We start from the raw sequence: 25,954 nt of genomic DNA, 5'->3' as shown, positions 1-25,954 counted from the left end.
AATGAATTTTCAAATTTGGGGCATCAATAAAGACTATGAAGAACTCAAGAGCATATTGGAACTACTTTTATTTTTATTACTATGCAAAAGCATCAGGGGTGAAAGAATAGTTCTTTTGTGTAAACAAGAAATATAAAAACCTCGGATGTGTTCGGGGTTTTTTTTTGATATAAACATGATTAAATGGAGGTTGGAATTCAGGGTGTATTAGGATCGTTTCATGATCAGGCAGCGGCCAAATATTTCGCAAGAGAAGATTTGGAACTGCGTCCATTCAACGACTTCAGGTCGCTGGCCAAATCGATACAGGCCAAAGAGTTGGATTATGGCGTGATGGCTATAGAGAATACGATCGCTGGGAGCATTTTGCCCAACTATGCATTGATCAATGAGTACGATCTAGAGGTAGTAGGAGAGGTTTACATCAGGATAGAAATGAACCTCATCGTGAATCCTGGAGCTAAAGTGGAAGAACTCAATCAGGTGTTCTCTCATCCTATGGCGCTATTGCAGTGTGCGGATTTTTTGGCTTTGCATCCTCAGATCAAATTGACAGAATATGAAGATACCGCCGATAGTGTGCGGTTGATCAAAGAGTCTCAGCTGACGAATGCTGCAGCGATAGCCAGTAAAAAGGCCGCTGAGTTATTCGGTATGGAAGTACTCCATGAGAATATAGAGACGAATAAGCTTAATTACACAAGATTTTTGATCATGAAGAGTCGTATGAATGGTCATACGGCTGAACCAGAGAAGGCTTCTTTGAGGATCATGACCAAGCACGACCCGGGTCGGTTGTCTGATGTGCTGGTGGCGTTCAAAGAGCACAAGATCAATATGACGAAGATTCAGTCTATGCCTGTTTTAGGCCAGCCATACCGATACGCATTCAATGTGGATGTGGTGTGGGAGGATTACAAAGACTATCAATCTGCCCTCAAAGCCATTGAGAAAAGTGCGGAATTGATTAAAATACATGGTGAATACAAAAAAGGAGTAATGCCTGAATATGATAAAGGTAGCAGATAGAATAGCGGATGTAAAGGAGTACTATTTCTCTAAGAAATTGGATGAAATCAGGGCCATGGTCGCGGACGGAAAGGACGTGATCAATTTGGGGATCGGTAGTCCTGACTTGCCCCCAGCGCCAGAGGTAGCTGAGGAGTTGGTGAGGAGTGCCAGTGATGCGACGAATCACGCCTATCAGTCTTATCGCTCGATTCCCGAGTTGAGAGAGGCGATAGCTGCCTTCTACCAAAGTCATTATGACGTGGAGTTGAACCCCGTTTCGGAGATTTTACCCTTGTTGGGTTCCAAAGAAGGAGTGATGTACATCTCTATGGCCTTCTTGAATGCTGGGGATACGGTTTTGATTCCTAATCCAGGGTATCCTGCCTATAAAACAGCAGCAGAAATGATGGGGGCTAAAGTAGTGTTCTACGACCTGAAAGAAGAAAATGGATGGGTACCACAGTTTGATCAGATCGATGCAGCAGTGATCAAGGCAGCCAAGATGATGTGGGTGAACTATCCCAATATGCCTACAGGGAAAAAGGCGAACAAAGAAATTTTGGCAGGCTTGGCAGAGTTTGCCAATCAAAATGAAATATTGGTCATCAATGACAATCCATATAGTTTTATCCTCAATGACAACCCATTGAGTTTGTTGTCTATCCCGGGGAGCAAGGAGAATTGCTTGGAACTAAACTCTATGAGTAAGGCTTTTAATATGGCAGGCTGGAGAGTAGGGATGGTCAGTGGACGACAGGAGTACATCGATGCGATTTTGAGAGTAAAATCCAACGTGGACTCTGGGATGTTTAGACCTGTACAGGATGCAGCGGTTAAAGCACTGAGCCTTCCAAAAGAGTGGTTTGAATCCATCAATAAAGAGTATCAGCAGAGGCGTCTGTTGGCAGAGCAGTTGCTTGATATATTAGAATGTCAGCATGACGAACAGCAGTCGGGTATGTTTCTATGGGCTAGGATTCCTGAGGGGAGACAGAGCGAGGAGTTTGTCGATGAGATACTGCAAAACAAGTATGTGTTCATCACGCCGGGAACAATTTTTGGTTCGAATGGCGAAGGATATATAAGAATATCTCTTTGCTCTACGCAGGATGTATTGCGTACAGTATTGGGGAGATTAGAAACGGTAAAAGCATGATCGTATCAATAATAGGTTTAGGACTGATCGGAGGATCGGTGGGTAAGCGACTTAAAGAAGTAGGTTTTGCAGACTTAGTGCTGGGGGTGGATCTCAGCGATAGCAACTGTGCGAAAGCGGTGGAGTTGGGTCTAGTAGATGAGACAGTCGTCTACCAGCAAGCGATCCAACGTGCCGATCTTGTTATTTTGGCAATCCCTGTAGATGGGATGACCAAACTGCTACCAGCTATGCTCGATGCGATTGATGAGGGGACGACAGTGATGGATCTCGGGTCTACCAAAGAACAAATATGTCAGGTGGTAGAAGGACATGAGAATAGAAAGAGTTTTGTAGCGGCACACCCTATTGCAGGGACTGAGAATTCTGGGCCAGAAGCGGCGTTTTCGTCACTCTTCGATGGTAAAACGGGGATTATCTGTGATGCAGAGAAGTCTCAAAGGTCATGTTATGAGCTGGCCAAGTCATGTTTGCTGAATCTTGGGATGCATATCATCGAGATGGATAGTCAGTCGCATGATTTGCACATTGCGTATGTGTCACACATATCGCACATTAGCTCTTTTATCCTTGGGCAGACGGTCTTGGAGATTGAGAAGAATGAGGCGAATATATTTAACCTCGCGGGGAGTGGATTTGCCTCTACGGTGAGGTTGGCCAAGAGTTCGCCGCAGATGTGGGCGCCTATATTTAAACAGAATAAAAAGCACATCAGCAAGGCGTTGGGTGCATATATTGATAATTTAGCGGCGTTTAAGACGCTGTTGGATGAAGGAGAAGAGGATGCCATGATCTCTTGCATGGATAATGCCAATGAAATCCGTAGGGTTTTGAAGGGTATTGATAGCAAGAAGAGGACTGACAGCCCCATTAAAGAAGAAGTAGTATAACTCATTATTATTATTATTTAAAGACATGAAAGTTAATTTGACATTGTCGCCTTTGGAAAACTGGATTGAAGGGTTGAACGCCCCTTTGATTATCGGTGGACCATGTAGCGCAGAGAGCGAAGAGCAGGTTTTAGAAACTGCTCGTCAGATCAAAGCAAATACCAATATTCAGGTATTGAGAGCGGGTATTTGGAAACCAAGAACAAGACCAGGAGCATTTGAAGGTATCGGTGTAGTGGGCTTGAAATGGCTAGAGAAAGCAAAAGCTGAAACGGGTCTTTTGACCGCAGTAGAAGTAGCGAATGCTGAACACGTAGAGTTGGCGTTGAAATTCAACGTAGACATCCTATGGGTAGGAGCAAGAACAACGGTGAACCCGTTTTCTGTTCAGGAAGTAGCAGACGCACTGAAAGGTCATGATGTGCCTGTATTGGTTAAGAATCCAATCAATCCAGATTTGCAATTGTGGATCGGTGCGTTGGAGCGTATTAACCAAGCGGGTATTACCAAATTAGGAGGTATTCATAGAGGATTCTCTGCAAAGAGTGGTTCGCAGTATAGAAATGACCCGACATGGGAGATTCCGATCGAGTTGAAGAGAATCATTCCTAATCTACCTATTATTTGTGATCCTAGTCACATCGCAGGTAACAGAGCGTTGATCGAACCAGTGTCACAGAAGGCATTTGATATGCAAATGGACGGTGTAATGATAGAGACGCATATCGATCCAGACAATGCACTCAGTGATGCTAAACAGCAGATCACACCAAAGACATTGGCAGGTATCTTGGATAGATTGATCATCAGAGAAGCGAATTCTGAAGATGTGGATTTCGAATTGAGATTGAAAAATCTTAGAGAGAAGATCGACAAGATAGACAATGAACTGTTGGAAGTATTGGCACAAAGAATGCAAGTGGCTGAAGAGATCGCGATGCACAAGAAGGAGCACAATATCACGATCTTACAGGTCGGTAGATATGAGGAAATCATGGAGAATAGAGTGAAAAAAGGGAAGGACTTGTTGCTCCAAGAGCAGTTCGTACATGATCTCTACGAAATGATCCACAACAACTCTATCAAGAGACAGACAGCGATCATGAATTCTGGTGAAACAAAAGCAGAGAACGCATAAGGGATAGATTCCTTTGGTGAAATATCAAGCCCTGGTTTTCCGATTTGGAAGTCAGGGCTTTCTTTTTTTGATTTGGAGCTGAACGCCAAATAGATAACTTAATCGATCGGGCTGTACTTTTTAGTATTAACTTGTTGATTAGTAGTTGGTTATTTATTCAATTCTCTTTTTCTATATCTCATCGTCTGAAACTTCTTTTTACTCCAATTTTTATTTGAAATCATCTTTGTACAAATTGCGACGAATACGGAATTATACAAAGTACATGGAGGTAAGAGGAATAATGCTGAGAGGGATCGATGATTTTGTATCTAGCAAGCATGAAGGGAAATATAAGCAATGGGTGTCTAAGTTGCCTCAACAAACATCTGAGCTTCTGGGTAACGTATCCAATTCGTCATGGTACAACATCGAAGACGCACTACTCAAACCACTCGAAGCGTTGTGTAACTTGGCATATTCAGATCCTTTGAGAGGTTCGTGGGAGGTAGGTCGATACAGTGCTGAGACAGGCTTGACAGGGATATACAAAGTCTTCGTGATGGTGAGTACACCGAGTTTTATTCTCAAGCGTGCCCCCAGAATACTAACGACTTTTTACAACCCTAGCCAACTGGAAATCAAAGAGAGTTCGAACAACGGCATCTTGGTGAGATGTACCCAGCTACCCGTCAATAGTGAGTTGATAGAGCACCGTATCGCAGGATGGATCGAGCGGGCAGGTGAGATCTGTGGCTGTGTCAATATGAAAGTCGAAATTCTAAGCTCGATGGCCAAAGGGGATCAGGTTTTTGATCTCAAAGCAAGCTGGGACTGATCGTCGTGTACAAAAAAGAGGTTTCAAGTCCATGGACTTAAAAACCTCTTTGCGTTTTGTGTTACATTTCTTACACCGCTTTTGCAATCGATGAATGCGGAGAGACCAAGCCCCTTTTTTGTAGAAGAGAGATGATCAGATCTGTGATTTCGTCTACAGTGGCTGTTTCCATATTGAAGGTCAAATCAAAGATACTGTTGTCTATCTCGTGCTCTACCAAATGCTCCGCCCAAGCTTTTCTGTCATTGTCCATGCGCTGGATGAGTTCTTTTGCTTCGGTAGCGCTGATTCTTTTCGCTTTCGAAACGATCGCTACGCGATGCGCTAGCGGAGCAGTCAACTTGATATGTAGACTGTTTTTTATAGAGCGAGTCACACCTATCCCTCCGCGTCCTACGATGATAACGTTGCCTTTTTGGGCATAGGTCGTGATGATCTCTTTGACCTTATTGATGATCACTTGATCTGGCAATCGATAGTGATGAGTGAAACCAGAAAGCAATTCATTGACAATGGCAGAATGATGCAAGCGTACTCGGTGATCTACATCTATGGCTTTGATGCCTAGTTCATGGGCAGATTCTTCTAGAATTTCTTTGTCGATGTACTGCCAGGGATGGGGTTTGAGTCCCTCACCTTGGAGCTGGTTCAGCTTGGTGATGAGTGACTGGATGACAGCCTCTTCATCACAACCAAAGTTTCTAGAGATCGTGAGAGTTGGCCCCTCTACGGATTGAAAAGCCTGCATACGATCACGCTCTTCTAAGTAGTTTTTTAAATTAATTTTCATAACATATTGTTGTTAACTCAAAAAGGAATCAACCAGCAGTACGAGTTGTTACAGCTGCATGACTCACTTTTCGAAATGATACATGTTTCGTTTAGGTTTTGATAGGGTTGTTTTGATGTGTGGAGTAGACGTCTACTGGGCTTATGGATGTTTTGGGGTCATCAGGTACGCTACGCTACACACGATTCTTATTACGATTGCGAAATAAAAAGGTGTTGTTTTTTTAGTTATTTATTACTCACCGATGGAAGGTTAATACACTACTTTTTGGTAGTAGCGTTTTATACGCTATGGTGATTTGGCAGACATATCTATAAGATTCTATGTAGAGATTTTAAAAAGTATAAGAATCGTCAGTGTATGAAAAGTACGCTATAGGAGTTTTTAATCATAGTTTTTGTCAGACCGATACGGTATATGTGTTACCTATTTTAGCAAAAGGAGGTATTGAGGTAAATCATTATTTGGAGGTATCAAGGCTTCAAAGATAACAGGCACTTTTGAATTGTGACCGAAAGCATATTGCTCGATGGAGTAGTGCCGGTCATTGTAGTCTAAGAGGAGAGGTCTGAAAATCCAAAATAGAGTAGGAGAGGATTAAAAAGTATACACAAGATGAAAACAAAACAAAAAATTCAAGTGCCAGCCATTCAACTTCCTAAGGATCAATATGCTCATGTAGAAGCTTCTACTGAATGGTGGTGGCATATTGGTACTTTGCAGGATAAGTTCGGCAAGCGAAAATTTGGCTTTGAGGTGAATGCCACTAGAATGGAAACTTATGGTCTGATTCAAATCTCTGTTGCAGATATAAACGCCAAAAAACATTATGAATGCTATGAATTTAATGCATCATGTCCTACGGATTGGGCAGAGTCTGATTTGTCTAAACCATGGAGTGTCAACTTGGCTATAGATGAGGCGACTATTTCGATGAATGCTCCACAAAATGATCCCACGAATATGAATGTTCGGGCGACTTTCCAAACGAAAGATGGTACGGCATGTACCATAGATATACAGGTCAATCAGGTAGGGCCTCCATTGCTCGTCTGGGGGACAGGTATAAAGGAGGTGTACAAAAATGAGAAGCTACCTCCTTTAAAGAAGAATAACTATTACTATTCGCTGACTAATCTAGTCGCTAGTGGAACGATAATCATAGGAGACGAAATAGTAGAAGTCGAGGGGACGACCTGGATGGATCATGAATATGGTGCTTTCCCTGCCAGTACCAAATGGATCTTGCAGGATGTACAGTTGGAGAATGGTATTCAGTTGTCCAATTATGCTCTAGTAGAGGGGCCGTTAATCGCGGGGCAAGCGATCGATAGTCATGCAACTGTATTGTTAGAGGATGGTACTAGTGTATATGTACCGACTAAGGTGACACCTCTTCATTCGAAATCGTTGGATGGGTTTGACTATTTTATGGAATTCAGTCTGGCTATTGAAAATAAAGAATTCGATATCCACACAACACTGAATATAGTGACGCTCATGGATGACCAAGTATTTACCAACGCTTTGTCGGCACCTATATATGAAGGAGTTGCTAGTTGTTCGGGGACTTATAATGGCACGGCAGTTCAAGGTGCGGCTTGGATTGAGCAAAATATTAAAAAGAATGTAAATTCTAAGTCGTTGGGAGTAGCTAACCCTGATCTGTCTAGCTATACGGGATACTATATTTTGGAAGGAGCCGAGGAGGGCGCATTCTTGACTATAGATACTAACCAAACCGCGGGTTTATCTGGAGATGAGACTGGAGTGACTATTTCGTATTCTATGGATGGGGAAAAATCAGTGACGGATGATTTTGGTCCTACGTATTCTTTTGAATTCAGTACTTTGACTTTTCCGAATGGGGATACACTTAAGTTTGATCGTGGTTTTGACAATGGGGTTTTGACGAGTGTTTCAGGGAAACTAGCTGGTACTAATGTCATAGGGTCGAATGCCTTTAACCCTGTATCGTTGCAGAATTTTGCCGGTGATTATTATTTGTCCGGAGGACCTAATGATGGGGATTTGGTATTATCTGTCAACTCTTTAGGTGAGGTTTTTTATGCGTTTTCTTCAGGCAAGTTGAGCAAAGTACAGAAGTATACCTATAATCCTGCGATGTATGTACTGCAGTTTAAGTCTCCCGAAGGTACTGGATACATACTGATGTTAGGTACGGGAGGTGCGCTAGGATTGGCATGCTCGATCATTGAAGATGGTCAGGCGACTTATGCTTTTTCATGTACCCCATCAGTATAGGATTAGTAGAAGTATAGAGTGTCCTCCTCAGTTGTAGCGCGGAAGGGCAATGCTGGGGTTGAAATAAAAAGTAGTTCAAATGGTTCGTCCAATTGGACTACTTTTTTTGGTTTAGATAATCGTCACTGAGTCGTCCTGAAATAGTTGATAGGTTTCACAGTAATGTACTACTGTTAGTAGAGCAGGTAGAGGTGGGTGTTTTGTATTTATATGCTAAGTTGCGCTTAGAGGTAAGTGGGACATTGGGAGTAATGAAAAAAACAGAATTGGAAATTATAGAAACACATAAAAACGAATACACTATTTCAACTGATAAGGATAAACTGGACATTTCTAGTATTCACCGATTCCTTGCAAATGAAACGGACTGGAGCAATGGGATCCCTCTAAATACTTTACAGATATCTATTGAAAACTCTTTGAATTTTGGACTTTACCATCAAAATAAACAAATAGGCTATGCCCGAATAATTTCAGATTATTCTACCATTGCTTATTTAGGCGATGTTTATGTCCTCAAAGAGTACAGAGGGAATGGGTTAAGTAAATGGTTGATAGAGGCAGTTATGGGACACCCAAATCTTCAGGGACTCAGACGGTGGATTTTATTGACCAATACGGCTGAGTGGCTTTATAAAAAGTTTGGCTTTACGGAGTTACCTAATCCTGAATTTTACATGGAGAAACACAATCCCAATGTGTACCATAGAATAGAAAAAGAAGAGGGGTTGTAATGGCTATAGGTAATGGTATGGTGGCTAAAAACCTTCTCTGGCTGTAGGTTAAGCGATCTACGTCCTAGGAGGAAAAGTTGGTGTATGATAGGAAGAGATGTTTACAAATTGCACTCAGTTGGGATTGGGGTTTAAAAATTCTCTTGATCAATTTACTCTCTGCCTAACACCATTACCCAGTAAAACCCTTCGGTAGATTTGGCAATACCGATGTGTGTCGCACGGTCTCCCATGATGTTTTCGCAATGACCAGTACTGTCCATCCATCCTTGCATCACGGTATCTTCTGATCGATAACCATTCGCGATATTCTCACCTACAGGACTGCCTTCAAAGCCAGCTGATGTAGCCCTCTGGGGAAATGTGCGTCCGTCTTGTGAAGTATGGCTAAAGTAATCATTTTGCTGCATGTCATTGGCATGGTCTAGTGCGGCATTTGCGAGTTCATCACTCCAAGCTAGTGCGGAGACAGCGTCTTTCTCACTCGTGCCACAGGTCGCACCTGCGCTACGGTATTCGTTGACCAAACGCAGTATTAGATTGATATCTAAGTTAACCTCGATGGCTGTGTCTGGTGTCATCGAATCATCACCATCATCGCTACCACAGGAGAAAAAAAGTATGGGAGATAAGATGAGTAAAACGAAAAATGTACGTGCTGTAAGCTTGATTTGAATCATAGGAGTGATTTTTGACGAGCGAAGATAGAAAAACAAAATAGCTTTGTTTGAAAAACGCTCAGACTATCTGGTGGTAGGTTAAGGTATAATGATCCTAGATCGCAGGAAGGGTATCTTGCCCGTTGCATAGGTAATGCATTATGCTTAGGTGGTGTGCTGACATTCGCCTCGCCGGCTTGGCCTTACTTTCTTCCTTGATGAAGAAAGTAAGCAAAGAAATCAAGGGCTGCATTCATTTCTTAACGCATTTCGAAAGCGCAAATCAGGAAACAAAAGAAACTCGCCCTGCTGTCTGCTGCATGATGATTGTCTTTTGTGCCAGGGCTCAAACAGCTTTTGTTTCTGATCTGATTTTCCCTCCCTCAAAGCTAAAATGAATAATGCCCAATGGTGTTTTCTTTTCTTTGGTAGGTTAAGGGATGGTGATCATAGGTCTTAATATAGGTTTTGTTGATAGAGGAGAGTGGTCACGCACTGCATCGAAAAGGGCTAAATGTATCCTTTGGTGGTGCCAGTGCAACATGAGTTCTTGCCTTGCGCAAGCACCGGCTTCAGCTTGTGCAAGCAGAGTCCTCACCTTGCGCAAGCATGGGGTTGACCTTGCCTTACATGAACCTTCATGTAAGCTTACTTCGAGCCTGAACTAAAGACAGCTAAAAGTGGAAGTATGAATCATATTGCTTTGGCAATGACCTCATGCCTACCTGTGGGTCCATTGGCTATACCTAGTTCTGGGTATTATTCACGGGGTGGCTATTATTTGGCAAATAGATGTTTGTCGCAATGACAGGAAAGAGGTATTCTTGAGGAAATCAATCATAACAAGTATAAACTGCGGAGTGAACTTTACTCGGTTGTTATCACCCAGACCTTTCAGTATTGAATAAAAAAGAATCTATCCTAACTCAAATTGAGACCTTTTCTCGCTATTCCAATTATTTTGATGTGTTAATGCTTTTAGTAGACAGGAATCTAAACTGTTACGTTGATGAGCTTGACACAAGAAACCCAAGAGAACTACTAGATACAAATGAACTTGGGCACCTATTCGGTTATTGGGTGAAAAATATCAGCAACTCAAATACCGAAGCTCTTAATGTAACCGAGGCAGCTACGGAGTTAGAGAACCTTATGAATAAGCTCCATTGGGCGCTATTTGAAGAATTTCCTGCGATTGATCCGAAAAGCGAAAACTTTATTGAAGAACTAGAGAATCGGATGACAAGTTCAGCTTCACTTCAAGAGACTATTTTTTATTCTAGTGGAGGAGTCTATGATTATCAGTATGCCTTATTCTCAACCTTAAAGTACGCTGAAGACAGAAAATGGATAAAAGAGCATTTCAGCTTTGATGTGGAAACACTTCTGCATCTGTATGTTTACATTAAATCTTGTCTAAATTTTAAATACAATAAGGATTATAAAGGTGTAGATGAGCCCTTCATAATTCACAAGAAGAACTACGTGTTCGATAGATTTCCACAATTTCAGATTGTATTGGACACCTTTTCATGGGATATGAAATCGGAGGAGAACAAGGACTTTAAAAATATTGGCGACATCAATTTTTTCAATCAAAAACCCGTCATAGACTTTGGTGATCGTTACGTAATTCCGATTCCTTACCTATTATCTGAAGCTATTTATGAAAGTCCATTCTATTGGATGAAGCGGGATAAAGAATATGACAAAAAAATAGCAACAAAGAATAGAGGAAAAGCTGCTGAAAACATAGTACATCAACTGTTAACCAACGTTTTTGGAGGTAGTAATGTCTTTAGCAACGTGTTGGTCAAAAAGAATAAAACAAAAACAATTACTGATTTAGATGTATGCGTTGTTCACAATACTACGCTAATAGTCTTTCAAATTAAGTCCAAAAAGCTAACACAGTCGTCAAAACAGGGAAATGTGGAATCAGTTAAAACTGATTTCAAAAAATCTGTTTCAGACGCTTATCAGCAGTCCATGAAGGCTTATGAACCTATACTGAGTAATCAGTGTATTTTAGTTGATGACTCAAATCAAGCTGTTCTACAGCCAGAGAATTATGATAAGATATTAACGGTTTGTGTTGTCTTGGACAACTATGCCTCAATAAGCATTCACTCCAACATTTTCTATGAAAAAGAAGAAATAACGCCCATAGCAATTTCAATTTTTCAACTTGAAATATTTACTAAATATTTAAGAACTCCAGACATATTTTGTGAATACATATCAAGCAGAACTTACAACTCAAAGTACGTCCTTGCAGATGGAGAACTTTCCTATCTATCATTCTTTCTTAAAAATGGTTTAAATAAACTAAGCGGGTCTGATAAAGTAATGATAGACGGAGAATTTGCACAGCATTTTGATCGTGATTACTACATGTCATTAGTAGAATATTACGAACCGAAACTTGGTAACTATGTTGATGGGATAGGTAGAAATGATTTCTGCTTTTGCGGAAGCGGGAAGAAGTTTAAAAAATGCTGTGAAGACATTTTAAAAGAGTGATAACAATCGATATGACTGCAGGGCGGTTCAGAGCTAAAGAGGCTGCACAGCTTTTGGAAGTCCCGCCGATTCTGTGGTGCGCCTCATTGTAAATCAAAAAATATGAGTCGAATCCCAGATTCGACTCATATTCGTACAGAAACAAACTACATAACATACGCCCCACAGCATATCGGGTCGTTGAAAACACTTAAGTAGTTTAGATATTTTACTCCTCCTCCTATGAAAAAGAGCATGTTGCCTGTTGAGTAGGTTTTACTCGGTGAGTATTGTATATTCTCTGCAATAGTCACGCATTGCATCAAAAAAGCCTAAACACGCTCCACAGTGTGATATGATTGATGCGCACAAAGCCATACTTTTTATCTCCATCTTATTCTCTGCCTGACGTAGTATTGAAGTGAATTGAAGAGTTGTTGAAGTAGCTGTTTTTTATCATTCCGATACAAACAAGTCTTTCTTTGTTGTCTAGTTGGGCCAGTGTATGAGCACAGCTCGACTTTTTCAATGACAAAGACTAAATAGACGCGATGTATTTATTAGGATATGACTTGGGTAGTTCTTCGGTAAAGGCCGCCTTGGTAGAAGTGGATAGTGGCAAGACGGTAGCGTTGACGCAGTATCCAGAGGTGGAGATGGATATCATTTCGCACGAGGCGGGCTGGGCAGAGCAAGAGCCCCTCGTCTGGTGGAACAACATCCAGAAAGTGACGCAGAAGCTTCTTGCTTCTAATGCGATCGATACTACTCAAATCAAAGGAATAGGCATCTCCTATCAGATGCATGGGCTCGTGCTCGTGGACGAAGACGATGCACCACTGCGACCCTCCATCATCTGGTGTGACAGCCGTGCGGTAGCGATAGGCAATCAAGCCTACCAAGAGATCGGAGAGAGCAAGTGTCTAGAGCGATTGCTCAACTCACCGGGCAACTTCACCGCGTCCAAACTCAAATGGGTCAAGGACAACGAACCAGAGATATTTGCCAAAGTGCACAAGATGATGCTCCCAGGAGACTTCATCGCACTCAAGATGACGGGCCAGGCGACCACTACGGTTTCGGGCTTGTCGGAGGGGATGCTTTGGGACTTCAAAGAAGAAAAAATAGCAAGCTTCCTATTGGATCACTACGGCATAGACGCCAGTGTGATCCCAGAGATCGTACCTTCTATAGGCGATCAAGGGCAGCTCACGGAGGCAGCGGCGGCATTCTTAGGATTGACGGCTGGCATACCTGTCGGGTACAGAGCAGGCGATCAGCCCAACAATGCTTTGTCCCTCAATGTATTCAACCCCGGAGAGGTAGCTGCGACAGGGGGTACGTCTGGTGTGGTGTACGGTGTGGTAGACAAGCCAGCCATCGATCCACAGACGAGAGTTAATTCATTTGCGCACGTGAATCACACCCAAGACAACCCACGCGTGGGCGTCTTGCTGTGTATCAACGGGGCAGGGATACAATACAGCTATGTGAAGCAGATGATTGCTACCAACGGCATCTCGTATCCACAGATGGAAGAGATGGCTTCTGAGATCGCGATCAATTCGGACGGCTTGCGTATCATTCCTTTCGGCAATGGCGCAGAGCGTGTCTTGGAAAATCAAAATCCGGGTGCACATATATCCAACCTACAGTTCAACCGTCACGGACAGGCACACTTTTTCAGAGCGGCCTTGGAGGGGATTGCTTATTCGTTCATCTACGGGATGGAAGTGATGCAGGACATGGGCATGGATGTGCGTGTGATGAAGGTCGGCAATGACAACTTGTTTCAGTCCGAAATCTTCTCTACGACGATCGCGAGTGTCCTAGACTGTGAGATACAGATGCTGGAGGCGACAGGTGCTGTGGGTGCTGCCAAGGCATCAGGAGTAGCGGCGGGTGTGTATGAGAATGTCGAGGTGGCATTCGCCAAAATGGATACGATCAAAACCTACAAAGCGGCACAAGATCCTGCACCATATAAGGCAGGGTACAAGATTTGGAAAGAAGAATTACAGAATTTACTAAAATAGAAAAACAGATACAGACATGGCAGATGACGCAAAAATCGTGACTGGAGACAAAGAGTTCTTCAGCGGAATAGGCAAAATAAAATATGAAGGCAGGGATTCTGACAACCCGATGGCATTCAAATACTATGACGAAAACAAAGTCGTAGCAGGCAAAACCATGAAGGAGCACTTCAGGTTTGCGATCGCATACTGGCACACGTTCTGTGGGACGGGTGGAGATCCATTTGGCCCGGGTACGAAAGTATTTCCTTGGGATGCGAAAGCGGATGCAGTAGAGAGAGCAAAAGACAAAATGGATGCTGCTTTCGAATTCTTTACGAAGATCGGAGCACCATACTACTGTTTTCACGATGTGGATTTGGTAGACGAGGGAGCCTCTTTGAAGGAGTCGGGTGAGCGTCTAGATGCGATCACAGATTACGCCAAGTTGAAGCAAGCTGAGTCAGGGGTTAAGTTGCTTTGGGGTACTGCGAACGCATTCTCAAACCCACGTTACATGAACGGAGCCTCTACGAATCCTGATTTTGATATCGTAGCGTACGCTGGTGCACAGGTTAAAAATGCCATCGATGCGACGATCAAACTGGGTGGTGAAAACTACGTGTTCTGGGGAGGTAGAGAAGGCTATATGTCTTTGCTCAATACGAACATGAAGAAGGAGCAAGAGCACATGGGTAGGTTCTTGACCATGGCGAGAGACTATGCACGCAAGCAAGGCTTCAAAGGGAATTTCTTCATCGAGCCTAAGCCCGCTGAGCCATCTAAGCATCAGTATGATTTTGATTCGGCGACAGTGATTGGTTTCTTGAAGGAGCACGGATTAGAAAATGATTTCAAAATCAATATCGAGGTGAATCACGCGACTTTGGCGCAGCACACGTTCACGCACGAACTACAGACTGCTGCAGATGCAGGGATGCTCGGTAGTATTGATGCGAACAGAGGAGATTACCAAAATGGATGGGATACGGATCAGTTCCCGAACGACATCACCGAAGTGACTGAGGCAATGCTCGTGATCTTAGAGAACGGTGGCCTACAAGGTGGAGGGGTGAACTTCGACGCGAAGACGCGTAGAAACTCTACTGATCTAGAGGATATCTTTTATGCGCACATCGGTGGTATGGACATCTTCGCAAGAGCACTGATGATCGCAGACGATATCTTGACCAACTCACAGTACTCTAACTTGAGAAAAGCGAGATACAGCTCATTCAACACGATCCAGGGCAAGGAGTTCGAGTCAGGTAAGATGGATTTCGAGACGTTGGCCAAGATCGCACACGAAGGAGGCGAGCCTAAGTTAAGAAGTGGTCAGCAGGAGCTCTTCGAAAACATCATCAATCAGTATATAAGATAATATTGATAGAAATAACAGGGGTAGATTTAACATAAGTCTACCCCTTTTTTGTGCTTCATTTTGTAGCATTGCAGCAACAATTACTAAAGACTAAAACTATAACAATTTTGAAAACAGAAGAAAAAGTAAACAATCTCTATGTGATAGGGATTACGCTAGTAGCGACTTTGGGGGGATTCCTCTTTGGGTTTGATAGCGGAGTGATTAACGGTACCGTGCATGGGCTGGAGGTTGCGTTTGAAGCGGAGGATGTTGGCAGTGGATTCAATGTAGCTTCTATGCTGTTGGGCTGTGCAGTAGGAGCCTTCTTTGCAGGTAAGCTGGCAGATGCCTATGGTCGACGTACGATGCTTATCGTGGCGGCTGTATTTTTTATCATCTCTGCATGGGGATCGGGGATTGCGACGGTTTCTCCAGAATTTATCGTTTACAGAATCATCGGTGGACTAGCAGTCGGGGCGGCGTCTGTGATGGCACCTGCTTACATTGCGGAGATTGCACCGGCACGCTTCAGAGGGGCTTTGGCGACGGTGCAGCAAGTGGCGATTATAACGGGGCTATTTTTGTCTTTCCTTAGCAACTATATTTTGGCAGATATTTCTGGTTCGGCCATCAATATCCTTTGGATGGATTTTGAAACATGGAGATGGATGTTCTGGATGGAATTGTTCCCAGCAGCGATCTTTTTGATTTCCTTGTTTTTCATCCCAGAGAGTCCACGATATCTCGTGGCTAAGCAAAAGAATGAGAAAGCGCTCAAGGTCATGGATACGCTCTATGGTGCAGGTATGGGACAGCCCAAAGTGGATGAAATCGAATCTTCTTTAGCCAAAGATCATCACAAGCCGCGTTTGTCTGATTTGTACGACAAGACATTGGGTAGAATCAAGCCTATCGTATGGATAGGGATAGGGCTCGCCAGTTTTCAGCAGTTCGTCGGGATCAACGTGGTATTCTACTACGGATCTATCCTATGGCAGGCGGTTGGTTTTGGAGAGAATGATGCGCTATTGATCAACGTGGTATCTGGCGCACTCAGTATCGGTGCGGTAGTAGCTTCCTTGTTGCTGGTAGACAAGATGGGTAGAAAACCTATTTTGGTCATCGGATCGATAGGGATGAGTATCACGCTTATTTTGGTCGTGGTGGCATTTGCATCAGGATCATTGGTAGCAGACCCAGTGACAGGCAATGAAACGCTAGCACTCAGCGATTCGATGGGTGTATTGGCACTGATAGCTGCCAATCTCTACGTGATCTTTTTCAACTTCTCGTGGGGACCTGTGATGTGGGTGATGCTTGGTGAGATGTTTCCGAACCAAATCCGTGGATTGGGTCTGGCGATTGCAGGTATCGCGCAGTGGGTGTCTAACTTCCTAGTGACACTGACATTCCCGATGATTTTGGGATCAGCCGGTTTGGCCTTTGCGTATAGCTTGTACACGCTCGGAGCGATCATATCGATCTTCTTTGTGATCAAGTACGTGAAAGAGACCAAAGGAAAGGAACTAGAAGAGATGGAGGGCTAAAGTACCTCTCTTATAAGATTTTAAAAATCCCCTAGCTCCTCTGGCGTTAGGGGATTTTTTTATAATAAGCTGACTGGTAGTGTTGTAGGTGTATTGTACTACATTTTAAGCAAAAACCGTAAAAGTATAAATAGGTATTTATCAGGTAGTTAAGAATTGCGACTTGATCTAGTTTTGTAACAAAAGAAATTAGTTATGAAAAGAATCATATTCATTCTTGTTGTGATGGCTAGTTTTCAAGCGACAGCACAACTAACCTTGGAGAGCGGCAAGTACATTCATCAAAAGATCGTCAGAGTAGAAGGCGATAAAGTAGAGTTGTATAGAAAAGCACAGGCCTTTGTAGACAATAGATTTTCTGGATCTGAACATAAAATTTATAGTCTAGAAGCGGAGAATAAAATCCGAATCAAGGCGACACAAGAGCATGAACTAGATGGGATGCCCAATGCGGTGAGTTATACTCTGGTGATTGAGTGCCTTGATGGGATGTATAGAGAAACCGTCAAAGATTTGACTTATAGAACCAAGGGTAAAGTATATGTCCTAGAAGATAAAAAGCTGAAAGCCAAAAAGAAGATCATCCCTGATTTGGATAGTGAATTTCAAGTCATCTCCGAAAGCTTAAAAACGAGCATGTATGGAGAAATGATGGCGCAAAAACAGCCTTAAGAAATAGTAATTAGTCATATAGTTTTAGAAAGCAAAAGCCACTGATGAATCTCATCAGTGGCTTTTTGTTTGTGTCCGAAACTAAATGTACAAATCTAGTTTTTGGGCTGTTACTGTTTGATAAAGCGTTGTGTATAGCTCTTTTGTGCCGTATGCAGTCTTAGCATGTAGACTCCATTGGGCAGATGGCTCAGGTCAAGAGTGATCCCATTGCTGGCAGGGGTCCACTGTAGCTGCTGGTAGCTCTTGCCTGTCAAGTCCAAGATTTCCATCCACTCTATGTCCATACCTGATTGGTTCACTTGTAGGTGATGGGTGGTAGGATTAGGGTATAGTGTGAACGCCTGTTTTTCCTGAGTTATAGCAGGGGAGTTAATCGTTCTGGCACCAGAGCAGCTACTGCCTACTACGAAACTGTGTGGGTTGGCGGCTGTGTTCCTTTCGCCCCCTTCGGGTACACTGTATGTGTAGTAGAAGTAGACCGTTTGCTCTTCGCTCACATTGGATAGCGTCAGTGGCGTATTGGGAGATACGCCATAGCCAGGGTAGGGACCCGTTGGGTTTGTGCCGTAGTAGAGGATCGCCAGTGAGGCACCGACTCCCGCATACCCAGGTTCAAAAGTTAAAGCGGGTGTATTGCCACCTGTGATACTATAGGTATAATCCCCATTGCTAGGTCCTCCTGTACACCCAGTGGCTGTACTATTGACCGTGAGGTTGGTGTTGGCGCTGATGCTGCCACTGGTGGCTGTGATGACATAGTTGCCCGCGCTGCTGGCCGTATACAGCCCACTACTGTTGATGCTACCACCTGAGGCAGACCATGTATAGCTAGCAGCGATAGGGTCACCATTTTGGTCATATCCTTGTGCACTGTACTGCTGTGTCTGTCCTTCGTCTATTGTCGCATTGTTTGGTAAGACCGTGATAGTGGTCAGTACAGGAGCTTCGTCCAGGCTAAAATCCATTCTGTTGATGTTGAAACCACTTGAAGTCGCTGCTAAGCGCAGTGTTTGACTGCCTGCCGAAAGACTGACTGATGAAGTCACGGTCGTCCATGCTTGCCAGCCTCCTGTGGCGGTGAAGGTGACGTTGGTCAGAGTAGAACTATTGGATTGTATGTCAAAGGTTTTTTGCCCAGCGCCAGCTGCTGCCACTCTAAATGCTACGGTGTAGTTGCCTGATGCAGTCACGTTGACTTCATAGTCTAGCCAGTCTCCTGCATCGATATAGCCGACGTTGATGCCGCCTCCTGCGTCAGTGGTTGTCTCGGTTTGAATACCTGAAGCATCGCTGTAGTCTTCAGCTTCGATACTGCCCGGTATTGCTAGGCCTGTACTGCTTGGTGTGACCAGTACAGGAGCAGTGGTTGTGATCGACCCTGCCTGTGCACTAATGGTGAAGTTGCCCTCGGCTGTCGCGGTGTAGGTGCCATTTTGATCGATAGTACCACCGTTTGCGGACCAATTGATGTTGGCAGACATGGCATCACCGTTTTGATCAAAAGCTTGTGCTGTGTAGACCTGTGTTTGTCCTAGGACTAGGTTGGCACTGGATGGAGACACGGAGAGGCTGGTCACTACAGGCGTGAAAACATCCGACTGTATGTCGATCCAGTTGATGTTAAATCCGCCAGTCGCTGCGGAGAGTCTGAGTGTCTGACATCCTGCATTGAGCGTGATCGTACTGTTCACAGTGGTCCAGTTTTGCCATCCACCTGTACCATTAAAGTTGACAGTCGCAGTACTGTTGCCATCGATCAGTAGGTCGATAGATTTAGCCGCTGTACCATCACCAGCGATACGTAGGTCGATAGTGTAATTACCCGCATTCGGGACATCTAGGATATAGTCCATCCAATCCCCTTGGTCTATCCATCCGACATTGAGTCCACCGTCGGTGTCAGATGTAGCCTCTGTGTCTGTACCACTGGTTGAGTTGTAGTCCTCTGCTTGTATCAGCGCAGGCAGAGGCGTACTGCCAGCGCAGACAGAGGCTTCTGTGACGGTGATTTCTACCGATGCGGTATGGGTCAAGCTGCCGTCTGAGACTGTCAGGCTGGCGGTATAGCTGCCGGTAGCTGTATAGGAGTGAGAAGTAGAAGCTGTTGTTGCGCCATGTCCATCTCCAAAATCCCAAGAGTAGCTCAATGGGTCTCCATCGGTATCAGTCGATCCTGCTCCGCTGAACTGTACAGCCAATGGGGCATTGCCTGAGGTTTGATTTGTGGATATTACAGCGGTAGGAGCGGTGTTCGATCCATCATATTTGTAGTACACATCTGCAATGGCAATATCGCTGATGTTGCCCGCGCCACTGATACTGAGTAGTTGTAGGACATTGGCGAAGTTGACACTTTCGAAATCCGCCAATGGAATCTCTATTTCGTGCCATTGCCCATCTCTGGCAAATCCATAGGGATCACTGCCCGCTTCGAAATAGATCACGTCTTCCTGTAGTCCGACATTGATTCTCATTTCCAGCGTTTCGGTGGCAGAGGATTTCATGGCGAGGTGTAAGTAGCCTCCCTGAAATGCCGACAAGTCGTGCAGTTCGTTGGCGGTAAATGCAAAGCCAAACCAGCCCTTGTTGTTGTGTGTGTAGCTGAGCGCTGCTTGCCCATCGAATGTCTGAGGAGTCCCTGCGATGAGTGTTTCGCCCCACACGAACAGCTCACCTTCGGTACCTAGGTCGAGCTCGTCCGCTACGGCTGATTCGGTAAACAAACCATAGTCTCCTAAGGCAGGTACGACTTTGGTGACTTGGGTGGAGGGTTCAGAGGAGTAGTGGATCTCGTCGATCTCTATCGTGAGGTTCGTACTCGGCTCGTTGAACTCCACATTGCCAATGATCAGCGGCATGTAGACTTGTTGGAAGTTGGTGATCAGCAGTGAAAGTGGAATCTCTACATCGTGCCACTGGCCATCACGGACCAATCCATATTTTTCTTCCCCACTGAGAAAGTCAATGCCTGCACTTCCATTGGCGCTTTCCGCAGAGATGCGAAAGGGCTCTTGTGACGAAGTTTTGAATTTGAATCGCAGCGAGCCGTTGCTATAGTTGGTGAAGTTGAGCACATCGGAGCTGTTGAATCCCAGTCCTGCCCACTGATTGGCAGGGAAGGTGATACTATAAGCAGAATCTCCGTAGATACTGGCGACCGTCTGGATAGTGAGCGATGGCGCTACTTCGGCTTCCCAAGTGAATATTTCCGAGTCTACCCCGAAACCAAGCGAGCGAGGTGTACTGTGCGTCTCGTCATAAATGCCAAAGCCCTGAGCAGGGAGTAGGTCAGCCTCTACGTTGCCTAGCGTAACCTGACCCTGTCCAGAAATGTCATAGACGCGGACATAGTCGATTTGCATGCTGGACTCTGAGCCAGGGTTGGGGAGGGCGCTGACATTGGCGGCAGTGTTTTCTCCGTTGCTGGGGTCAAAAGGTAGCCATCCGCCGACGGCTAGATTGAGGAGTATGTAGAAGTTGTCTCCCGAGAAGAACTCGTTTTGAAAGGTAGGTGTATTGGGGATACTGAATATGACTTTGGCTGTAGACTCTATCGGTTCACCTTGAGCATCCGTTTGGAGGATGAGTGTAGTGAGAGAGTCAGGTGTCCAATGCGCTCGGTAGACGAAAAAATCGTCGTTTAGCTGCTTGCCCGCTTCGATGCTCGCGTCATATTTGAATGCCTCTTCATTGCCGTATTGAAGGTTTCCTGTCACTCCAGCGTCTTCTGCTCTCCAGAACACGTTGGCTTTTGCTACATCATTGCAGTCTGTAGAGAGCGCATTGAAGCCCGCTTCCATGATGTCAATCTCTCCCGTGAAGGGCCAGCGATTGGCATCTCCGAGCATCCAAAAGGCAGGCCATAGCCCATTGTTCATGTCGGGCAGTTTGATACTTGCTTCGATCATTCCGTATTTGACGCTTAGCTTGTCTTTGGTGAGTAGTCGTGCGGACGTGAATTCTTTGCCGTTGACGTTTTCGCGTCTCGCAGTAATCGAGAGGATTCCGTTGGATACACTGGTGTTTTGATCGGTGTAGGTCTGTAGCTCTTGGTTGCCCCATCCGGGGATGCCTTCCGCTGATCCATCACCGATGGCGTAGCTCCAGATGTTTTGGTCTAGCGTCGTCCCGTCGAACTCGTCCGACCAGAGTAGGTTCTGTGCCTTCACGGTAGTAAAACTCACCAGTAGGCACAGGTAGGTGAGATAGTGTTTGACTTTAGTCTTAGTACTGTCTTTCATAATTTGATGTTTTAGTAATTAGTTATGGGCTCATGCTGTAAACCCATAACCAATGTTTATTTATCCGAGTACTATTCAAAAGAAATCACCACTACAAAAATTCATCATTCCTTTGATGCTTAGTGATTTGTGAATGAATGATGAGAGTGAGAAACAACACTATTTCATAGCGTTGGCTGTTTTTGCTACATCATTACTACTTCATGCGTGGAGAGAGATTTTTTCGGAAGACTGCTCAATTTAGAATTGTCAAACTCGGACGACATCAACATATAAGGGGAAACTCCGTAAAGTATTTGAACAAAAGTGACTGCTGTTTTGTGATTTTTAGTCATCTGCTATATTGCTTCTCTATATTTGTGAATTGAAGAAAACCCTGTTCCCATATTTCCTAAGTGCCTCACTGCTTTTCCTGACTTTAGGGGCTGCGGTGGTCGGCTATTTTGCCTATCTCAATCTCAATAATATCATCATCACTCTTGAGAGGGAGGTCGAGCCTAACGTAGATTTGATCACACTGGGGCAAGTATCCAATGAACTGGAGCGGATGGAGAATGCCATTGAAGGGTATGTTTTCTACGAGGACTCTACCTATATGCTAGAGTTTGAAGAAAGTACAGCGCATGCGATTGCACTCCTTGGAGAGATCAAAATCAGAAACGAACATGCGGCGTTTGATGATTATATCGATTCACTCGAAAAACTCATACTTAATAAAGTCACCTTGCTTAATCAGGCGACAGAACTGGGTATGGAAACAGTAGAGGAGACGATTCAGCATATCCATAAGATTGGTGAGAAAAAGAAAGTAGAGCCTGCTGAACCCGCTCAGGTCAATGTAGTCGTTCAGACCAAGAAGATGGGCTTTTTTCAGAAGCTACTGGGCAAACGAAATCAAGAAGATACTGTGGCGGTCGATACGGTCAGGACTGTTGATAATCGTGCCGAAGAAGTCTGGACAGAGGTAAACTCTCAGTTGGATTCAATTTCACGGTCAGCACAGAAACGCGCCTACAATCAGAAGATAAGAGAATATACACTCTACCAAGATCATCTCGATATCGATAGACAGATCGTGTTGCTCATCGCTGAGATGGAGTCATGGCAAGTGGAGCAGATCAAGACCCGTGCTACGTATGCTAAGGATAGAGCGGAATTTACCAATCGCTACGTGACGATATTTACCGTCATGGCGGCAGTGGTGCTATTGATTACCCTGACAGTACTTATCATCTATGTGCTGAGGACGCGCAGCTATCAGGATGCACTGAGTGCTGCCAGAGAGAGTGCGCTGCAGACTGCGCAGGACAAAGAGCAATTCTTGGCCAATATGAGCCATGAGATACGGACACCCATGAATGCTATCGCGGGTTTTTCGAACTTACTATTAAAGTCTAAGCTAAGCCACAAGCAAAAAGATCAGGTAGCCATCATTGATAAATCTTCTAAACATCTGCTTCATATCGTCAATGACGTACTGGACTTTACCAAACTCCAGTCAGGTAAAATCAAGCTGGAGGAGGTTGCTTTTAAGCCTATTGAGGTAATACAAGACGCAGTACAGCTCCTCGAACAAAAAGCCCATGAAAAAGGGTTGGTTTTGGAACTCAAAATAGGAGAAATGCCCAGCGGATTGACAGGTGATCCGTTTCGCTTGAAGCAGATTTTGCTAAATCTGATTTACAACAGTATCAAATTTACAGAGCAGGGGAGTGTACTGGTAGAGGCGACTACTGTTGAAAAAGAGTCAGCGGTGGTGTTACAACTGTCTGTGACTGATACGGGTATTGGCATACCCACGGATAGACAGCAACAGATATTCGAAGAGTTCGAGCAAGTCAGCCAGGGAGATAACCAAAAAGGGACAGGTTTAGGTCTATCTATTACCAAGAAGTTGATAGATATGCAGCAGGGGATGATATCCCTAGAGAGCAAAGTGGGAAAGGGTACGGTTTTCAATATCCAGATACCATACCAACCTATAGATCTTCCCGTCGAAGCATCAGGTACAACAGATACCGTAGCGTTTCGTGACTGGTCAGGAACGCATGTGTTGATCGCCGATGATGAGTTGTTTAACCGTAGGCTTTTGACCACTATACTAGATGAGCACGGGATCACATACCAAGAAGCGGAGGATGGTCAAATAGCCTATAACTATTTGACCAAAGAACGCTATGATATGCTGCTACTTGATTTTCGGATGCCAAAAATGAATGGCCCAGAGTTAGCCGTTAAGTTGCGCGCTTCGTCTATCGAGAATGCAACCATACCTATCATCGGACTTACCGCCACCATATCGGATCAGGATATCCTAAAAGCGAAAGACGCAGGTATAGACCATGTGCTGAGAAAACCATTTACTCCCGAGGATTTGCTAGCTACGATGGCAGGAGAACTGGATCAAACCAATATTGAGAGCAAAGAAGATCGTACACCTGACGACCACCCCATGTTTTCGTTGGAGGGGCTGAGCCGAATGGGAGATGAGGCTTTTGTCATGGATATGGTAGAGACTTTCATCCAGAGTACCGAAACCAATCTTGATCTACTCGATCAAGCCCTGCAGCGGGAAAACTGGGAAGAAGCTGCTGATGTGCTGCACAAGATCATCGCTCCGGCACGTCACTTTCGGTTGACACAGTTGGTTACATTGATGAAAGAGACCGAGCTCACTGCACGTCAGGGAGTCGCTATCTCGGCAGAAGATTATAAAGAAATCCGTCAATCTACGTTTTCAGTGATTGCGTCGCTTCGCCTATATTTACACCAAACACAACAAGCGCAATGAGAGATAAGCCCATGAAGGTATTTGTAGTAGAGGATGATGTGTGGTATAGCAAATTATTAGTGCACACCCTGAGTCTCAACCCTGATCATGAGGTGACGCCCTTTACAGATGGCAAGTCGCTGCTCGATCAGCTCAAACAGAAACCTGATTTGATTACCCTCGATTTCCGCTTGCCAGATTACTCGGGTACGGAGTTATTCGACAAGATCAAGGCTTTTGATCCCAACATAGAGATTGTCATTATCTCAGAGCAGCAGGATATTGAAACTGCTGTGAGCCTACTCAAACGTGGGGCCTACGACTACCTGACCAAGAGCGAAGACATCAGGGATCGGTTGATCCATGTGATGAACCAGCTAGGCAAGAACAGAGAACTCGTGCAGCGTGTTGAGACCTTGCAAGAAGAGGTAGAGCGCAAGTATGATTTTCAGTCTAGTATTATCGGGCAGAGCAAGGGGGTCAAGCGCGTCTTTAAGCTCATCGAAAAGGCTGTATCGACCAACCTGACTGTCATGATCTCTGGAGAGACTGGGACGGGCAAGGAAGTAGTGGCCAAAGCGATTCATTACAACAGTCCGCTCAGCAAAAAACCATTTGTGCCTGTCAACATGAGTGCGATCCCTAAAGATCTCGTGGAGAGTGAACTATTCGGTCATGAAAAAGGAGCCTTCACAGGCGCAATGGGTCAGCGCATAGGCAAGTTCGAACAGGCGCATGGTGGGACGATTTTTTTGGATGAGATCGGAGAGATGGATATTTCGCTACAGGCCAAACTACTCCGTGCCCTTCAGGAGAAAGAAATCACTCGAGTAGGTGGGACGCAAACCGTGAAAGTCAATAGCCGTGTCCTAGTCGCCACACACCGAAATTTGCAGGAGGAGGTGAAGAATGGCAATTTCAGAGAAGATCTTTACTATCGACTTTTTGGTCTTCCTATCGAGTTGCCTCCTCTTAGAGAGCGTGAGAAGGATGTATTGATCCTTGCCAAGCATTTTGCTGAGTCTTTTGCCAAAGAGAACAAGCAAGCCAATAAGAGTTTTACTAAAGAGGCGCAGCAGAAACTGCTCAATTATTCCTATCCCGGCAACATACGTGAGCTCAAAGCCATCGTAGAATTGGCGATGGTGATGGCGGATGGCTCGGAGATCGTACCCGATGACATTACTTTTGCACAACGCGATGTGGTCACGGACGTACTCTCAGAAGACCTGACGATGAAGGAGTACCAGCTCAAAATCATCCGACTCTACCTCAAACAGAACGACGACAATATCAAACTCGTAGCGGACAAACTGGACATAGGACAGTCCACCATATACCGTCTGCTCAAGGAAAACTAATTCCCACTTCCAAAGCTAAT

18 protein-coding genes are annotated in these 25,954 nt (G+C 44.5%); 15 read left to right on the top strand and 3 right to left on the bottom strand.

The window, feature by feature from the left end; all coding sequences use genetic code 11:
- Window positions 1-183 precede the first annotated feature (183 nt).
- The 5 genes from BUB99_RS03275 to BUB99_RS03255 all read left to right on the top strand — a co-directional run bounded on the left by BUB99_RS03275 (window position 184) and on the right by BUB99_RS03255 (window position 5,012).
- Window positions 184-1,029 carry a prephenate dehydratase gene (locus BUB99_RS03275; protein ID WP_073119388.1) on the top strand — a complete coding sequence of 282 codons (846 nt, stop codon included), beginning with the start codon at window positions 184-186 and terminating at the stop codon, window positions 1,027-1,029.
- A complete protein-coding gene (locus tag BUB99_RS03270) occupies window positions 1,010-2,167 on the top strand; it encodes a pyridoxal phosphate-dependent aminotransferase (RefSeq protein WP_073119386.1) in 1,158 nt (385 codons plus the stop codon). Before BUB99_RS03275 ends, BUB99_RS03270 begins: the two co-directional genes overlap by 20 nt.
- Window positions 2,164-3,057 (top strand): prephenate dehydrogenase, encoded by an 894-nt coding sequence (locus BUB99_RS03265; RefSeq protein ID WP_073119385.1) that lies wholly within the window; start codon window positions 2,164-2,166, stop codon window positions 3,055-3,057. The genes BUB99_RS03270 and BUB99_RS03265 overlap by 4 nt, the downstream gene beginning before the upstream one ends.
- 25 nt (window positions 3,058-3,082) lie before the next feature.
- Window positions 3,083-4,195: a chorismate mutase gene (locus BUB99_RS03260; protein WP_073119383.1), complete on the top strand. Its 1,113-nt coding sequence runs from the start codon at window positions 3,083-3,085 to the stop codon at window positions 4,193-4,195.
- A gap of 265 nt (window positions 4,196-4,460) precedes the next feature.
- Entirely contained in the window at window positions 4,461-5,012 is a 552-nt protein-coding gene (locus BUB99_RS03255) for a hypothetical protein (RefSeq protein WP_073119381.1), read from the top strand.
- A 70-nt stretch (window positions 5,013-5,082) separates the two neighbouring features.
- Here the strand turns inward: BUB99_RS03255 and BUB99_RS03250 are convergent, their stop codons facing one another.
- Window positions 5,083-5,802 (bottom strand): cytidylate kinase-like family protein, encoded by a 720-nt coding sequence (locus BUB99_RS03250; RefSeq protein ID WP_073119379.1) that lies wholly within the window; start codon window positions 5,800-5,802, stop codon window positions 5,083-5,085.
- Window positions 5,803-6,417: 615 nt separating this feature from the next.
- On the opposite strand from BUB99_RS03250, the gene BUB99_RS03245 reads away from it, so the two are divergent.
- Window positions 6,418-8,067 carry a lipocalin-like domain-containing protein gene (locus tag BUB99_RS03245; protein WP_073119377.1) on the top strand — a complete coding sequence of 550 codons (1,650 nt, stop codon included), beginning with the start codon at window positions 6,418-6,420 and terminating at the stop codon, window positions 8,065-8,067.
- Window positions 8,068-8,318: 251 nt separating this feature from the next.
- The gene (locus BUB99_RS03240) at window positions 8,319-8,801 is read left to right on the top strand and encodes a GNAT family N-acetyltransferase (RefSeq protein WP_221407480.1); all 483 of its coding nucleotides are present in this window, start codon (window positions 8,319-8,321) and stop codon (window positions 8,799-8,801) included.
- A gap of 152 nt (window positions 8,802-8,953) precedes the next feature.
- Here the strand turns inward: BUB99_RS03240 and BUB99_RS03235 are convergent, their stop codons facing one another.
- On the bottom strand, window positions 8,954-9,481 hold the full coding sequence (locus BUB99_RS03235; protein WP_084190321.1) for a CAP domain-containing protein: 528 nt from the start codon (window positions 9,479-9,481) through the stop codon (window positions 8,954-8,956).
- A gap of 197 nt (window positions 9,482-9,678) precedes the next feature.
- On the opposite strand from BUB99_RS03235, the gene BUB99_RS03230 reads away from it, so the two are divergent.
- The 6 genes from BUB99_RS03230 (at window position 9,679) to BUB99_RS03205 (ending at window position 17,559) form a co-directional block, all read left to right on the top strand.
- Complete coding sequence (locus tag BUB99_RS03230) at window positions 9,679-9,858, top strand: hypothetical protein (RefSeq protein ID WP_139280875.1); 180 nt, start codon at window positions 9,679-9,681, stop codon at window positions 9,856-9,858.
- Between the two features lie 502 nt (window positions 9,859-10,360).
- Window positions 10,361-11,983 (top strand): SEC-C metal-binding domain-containing protein, encoded by a 1,623-nt coding sequence (locus tag BUB99_RS20540; protein WP_221407479.1) that lies wholly within the window; start codon window positions 10,361-10,363, stop codon window positions 11,981-11,983.
- Between the two features lie 530 nt (window positions 11,984-12,513).
- Window positions 12,514-13,998: a xylulokinase gene (locus BUB99_RS03220; RefSeq protein ID WP_073119372.1), complete on the top strand. Its 1,485-nt coding sequence runs from the start codon at window positions 12,514-12,516 to the stop codon at window positions 13,996-13,998.
- 16 nt (window positions 13,999-14,014) lie between these two features.
- Window positions 14,015-15,358 carry a xylose isomerase gene (gene xylA / locus BUB99_RS03215; protein ID WP_073119371.1) on the top strand — a complete coding sequence of 448 codons (1,344 nt, stop codon included), beginning with the start codon at window positions 14,015-14,017 and terminating at the stop codon, window positions 15,356-15,358.
- A 50-nt stretch (window positions 15,359-15,408) separates the two neighbouring features.
- Window positions 15,409-16,887: a sugar porter family MFS transporter gene (locus BUB99_RS03210; RefSeq protein WP_255416049.1), complete on the top strand. Its 1,479-nt coding sequence runs from the start codon at window positions 15,409-15,411 to the stop codon at window positions 16,885-16,887.
- A gap of 195 nt (window positions 16,888-17,082) precedes the next feature.
- Window positions 17,083-17,559 (top strand): DUF4468 domain-containing protein, encoded by a 477-nt coding sequence (locus BUB99_RS03205; RefSeq protein WP_073119367.1) that lies wholly within the window; start codon window positions 17,083-17,085, stop codon window positions 17,557-17,559.
- A 110-nt stretch (window positions 17,560-17,669) separates the two neighbouring features.
- On the opposite strand, the gene BUB99_RS03200 is transcribed toward BUB99_RS03205, so the two are convergent.
- Window positions 17,670-21,803 carry a carbohydrate-binding protein gene (locus BUB99_RS03200; protein WP_073119365.1) on the bottom strand — a complete coding sequence of 1,378 codons (4,134 nt, stop codon included), beginning with the start codon at window positions 21,801-21,803 and terminating at the stop codon, window positions 17,670-17,672.
- A gap of 364 nt (window positions 21,804-22,167) precedes the next feature.
- Between BUB99_RS03200 and BUB99_RS03195 the strand changes: the two genes are divergently transcribed.
- Both BUB99_RS03195 and BUB99_RS03190 read left to right on the top strand, forming a co-directional pair.
- Window positions 22,168-24,594 (top strand): ATP-binding protein, encoded by a 2,427-nt coding sequence (locus tag BUB99_RS03195; RefSeq protein WP_073119363.1) that lies wholly within the window; start codon window positions 22,168-22,170, stop codon window positions 24,592-24,594.
- Complete coding sequence (locus BUB99_RS03190; RefSeq protein ID WP_073119361.1) at window positions 24,591-25,934, top strand: sigma-54-dependent transcriptional regulator; 1,344 nt, start codon at window positions 24,591-24,593, stop codon at window positions 25,932-25,934. Before BUB99_RS03195 ends, BUB99_RS03190 begins: the two co-directional genes overlap by 4 nt.
- The last annotated feature ends 20 nt before the right edge of the window (window positions 25,935-25,954 follow it).

Origin of the sequence: Reichenbachiella agariperforans (genome assembly GCF_900142205.1) — a bacterium.
Lineage (GTDB): Bacteria > Bacteroidota > Bacteroidia > Cytophagales > Cyclobacteriaceae > Reichenbachiella > Reichenbachiella agariperforans.
Note: the sequence above shows the minus strand (reverse complement) of the source record. Positions and strands in the feature narration are given on the sequence as shown.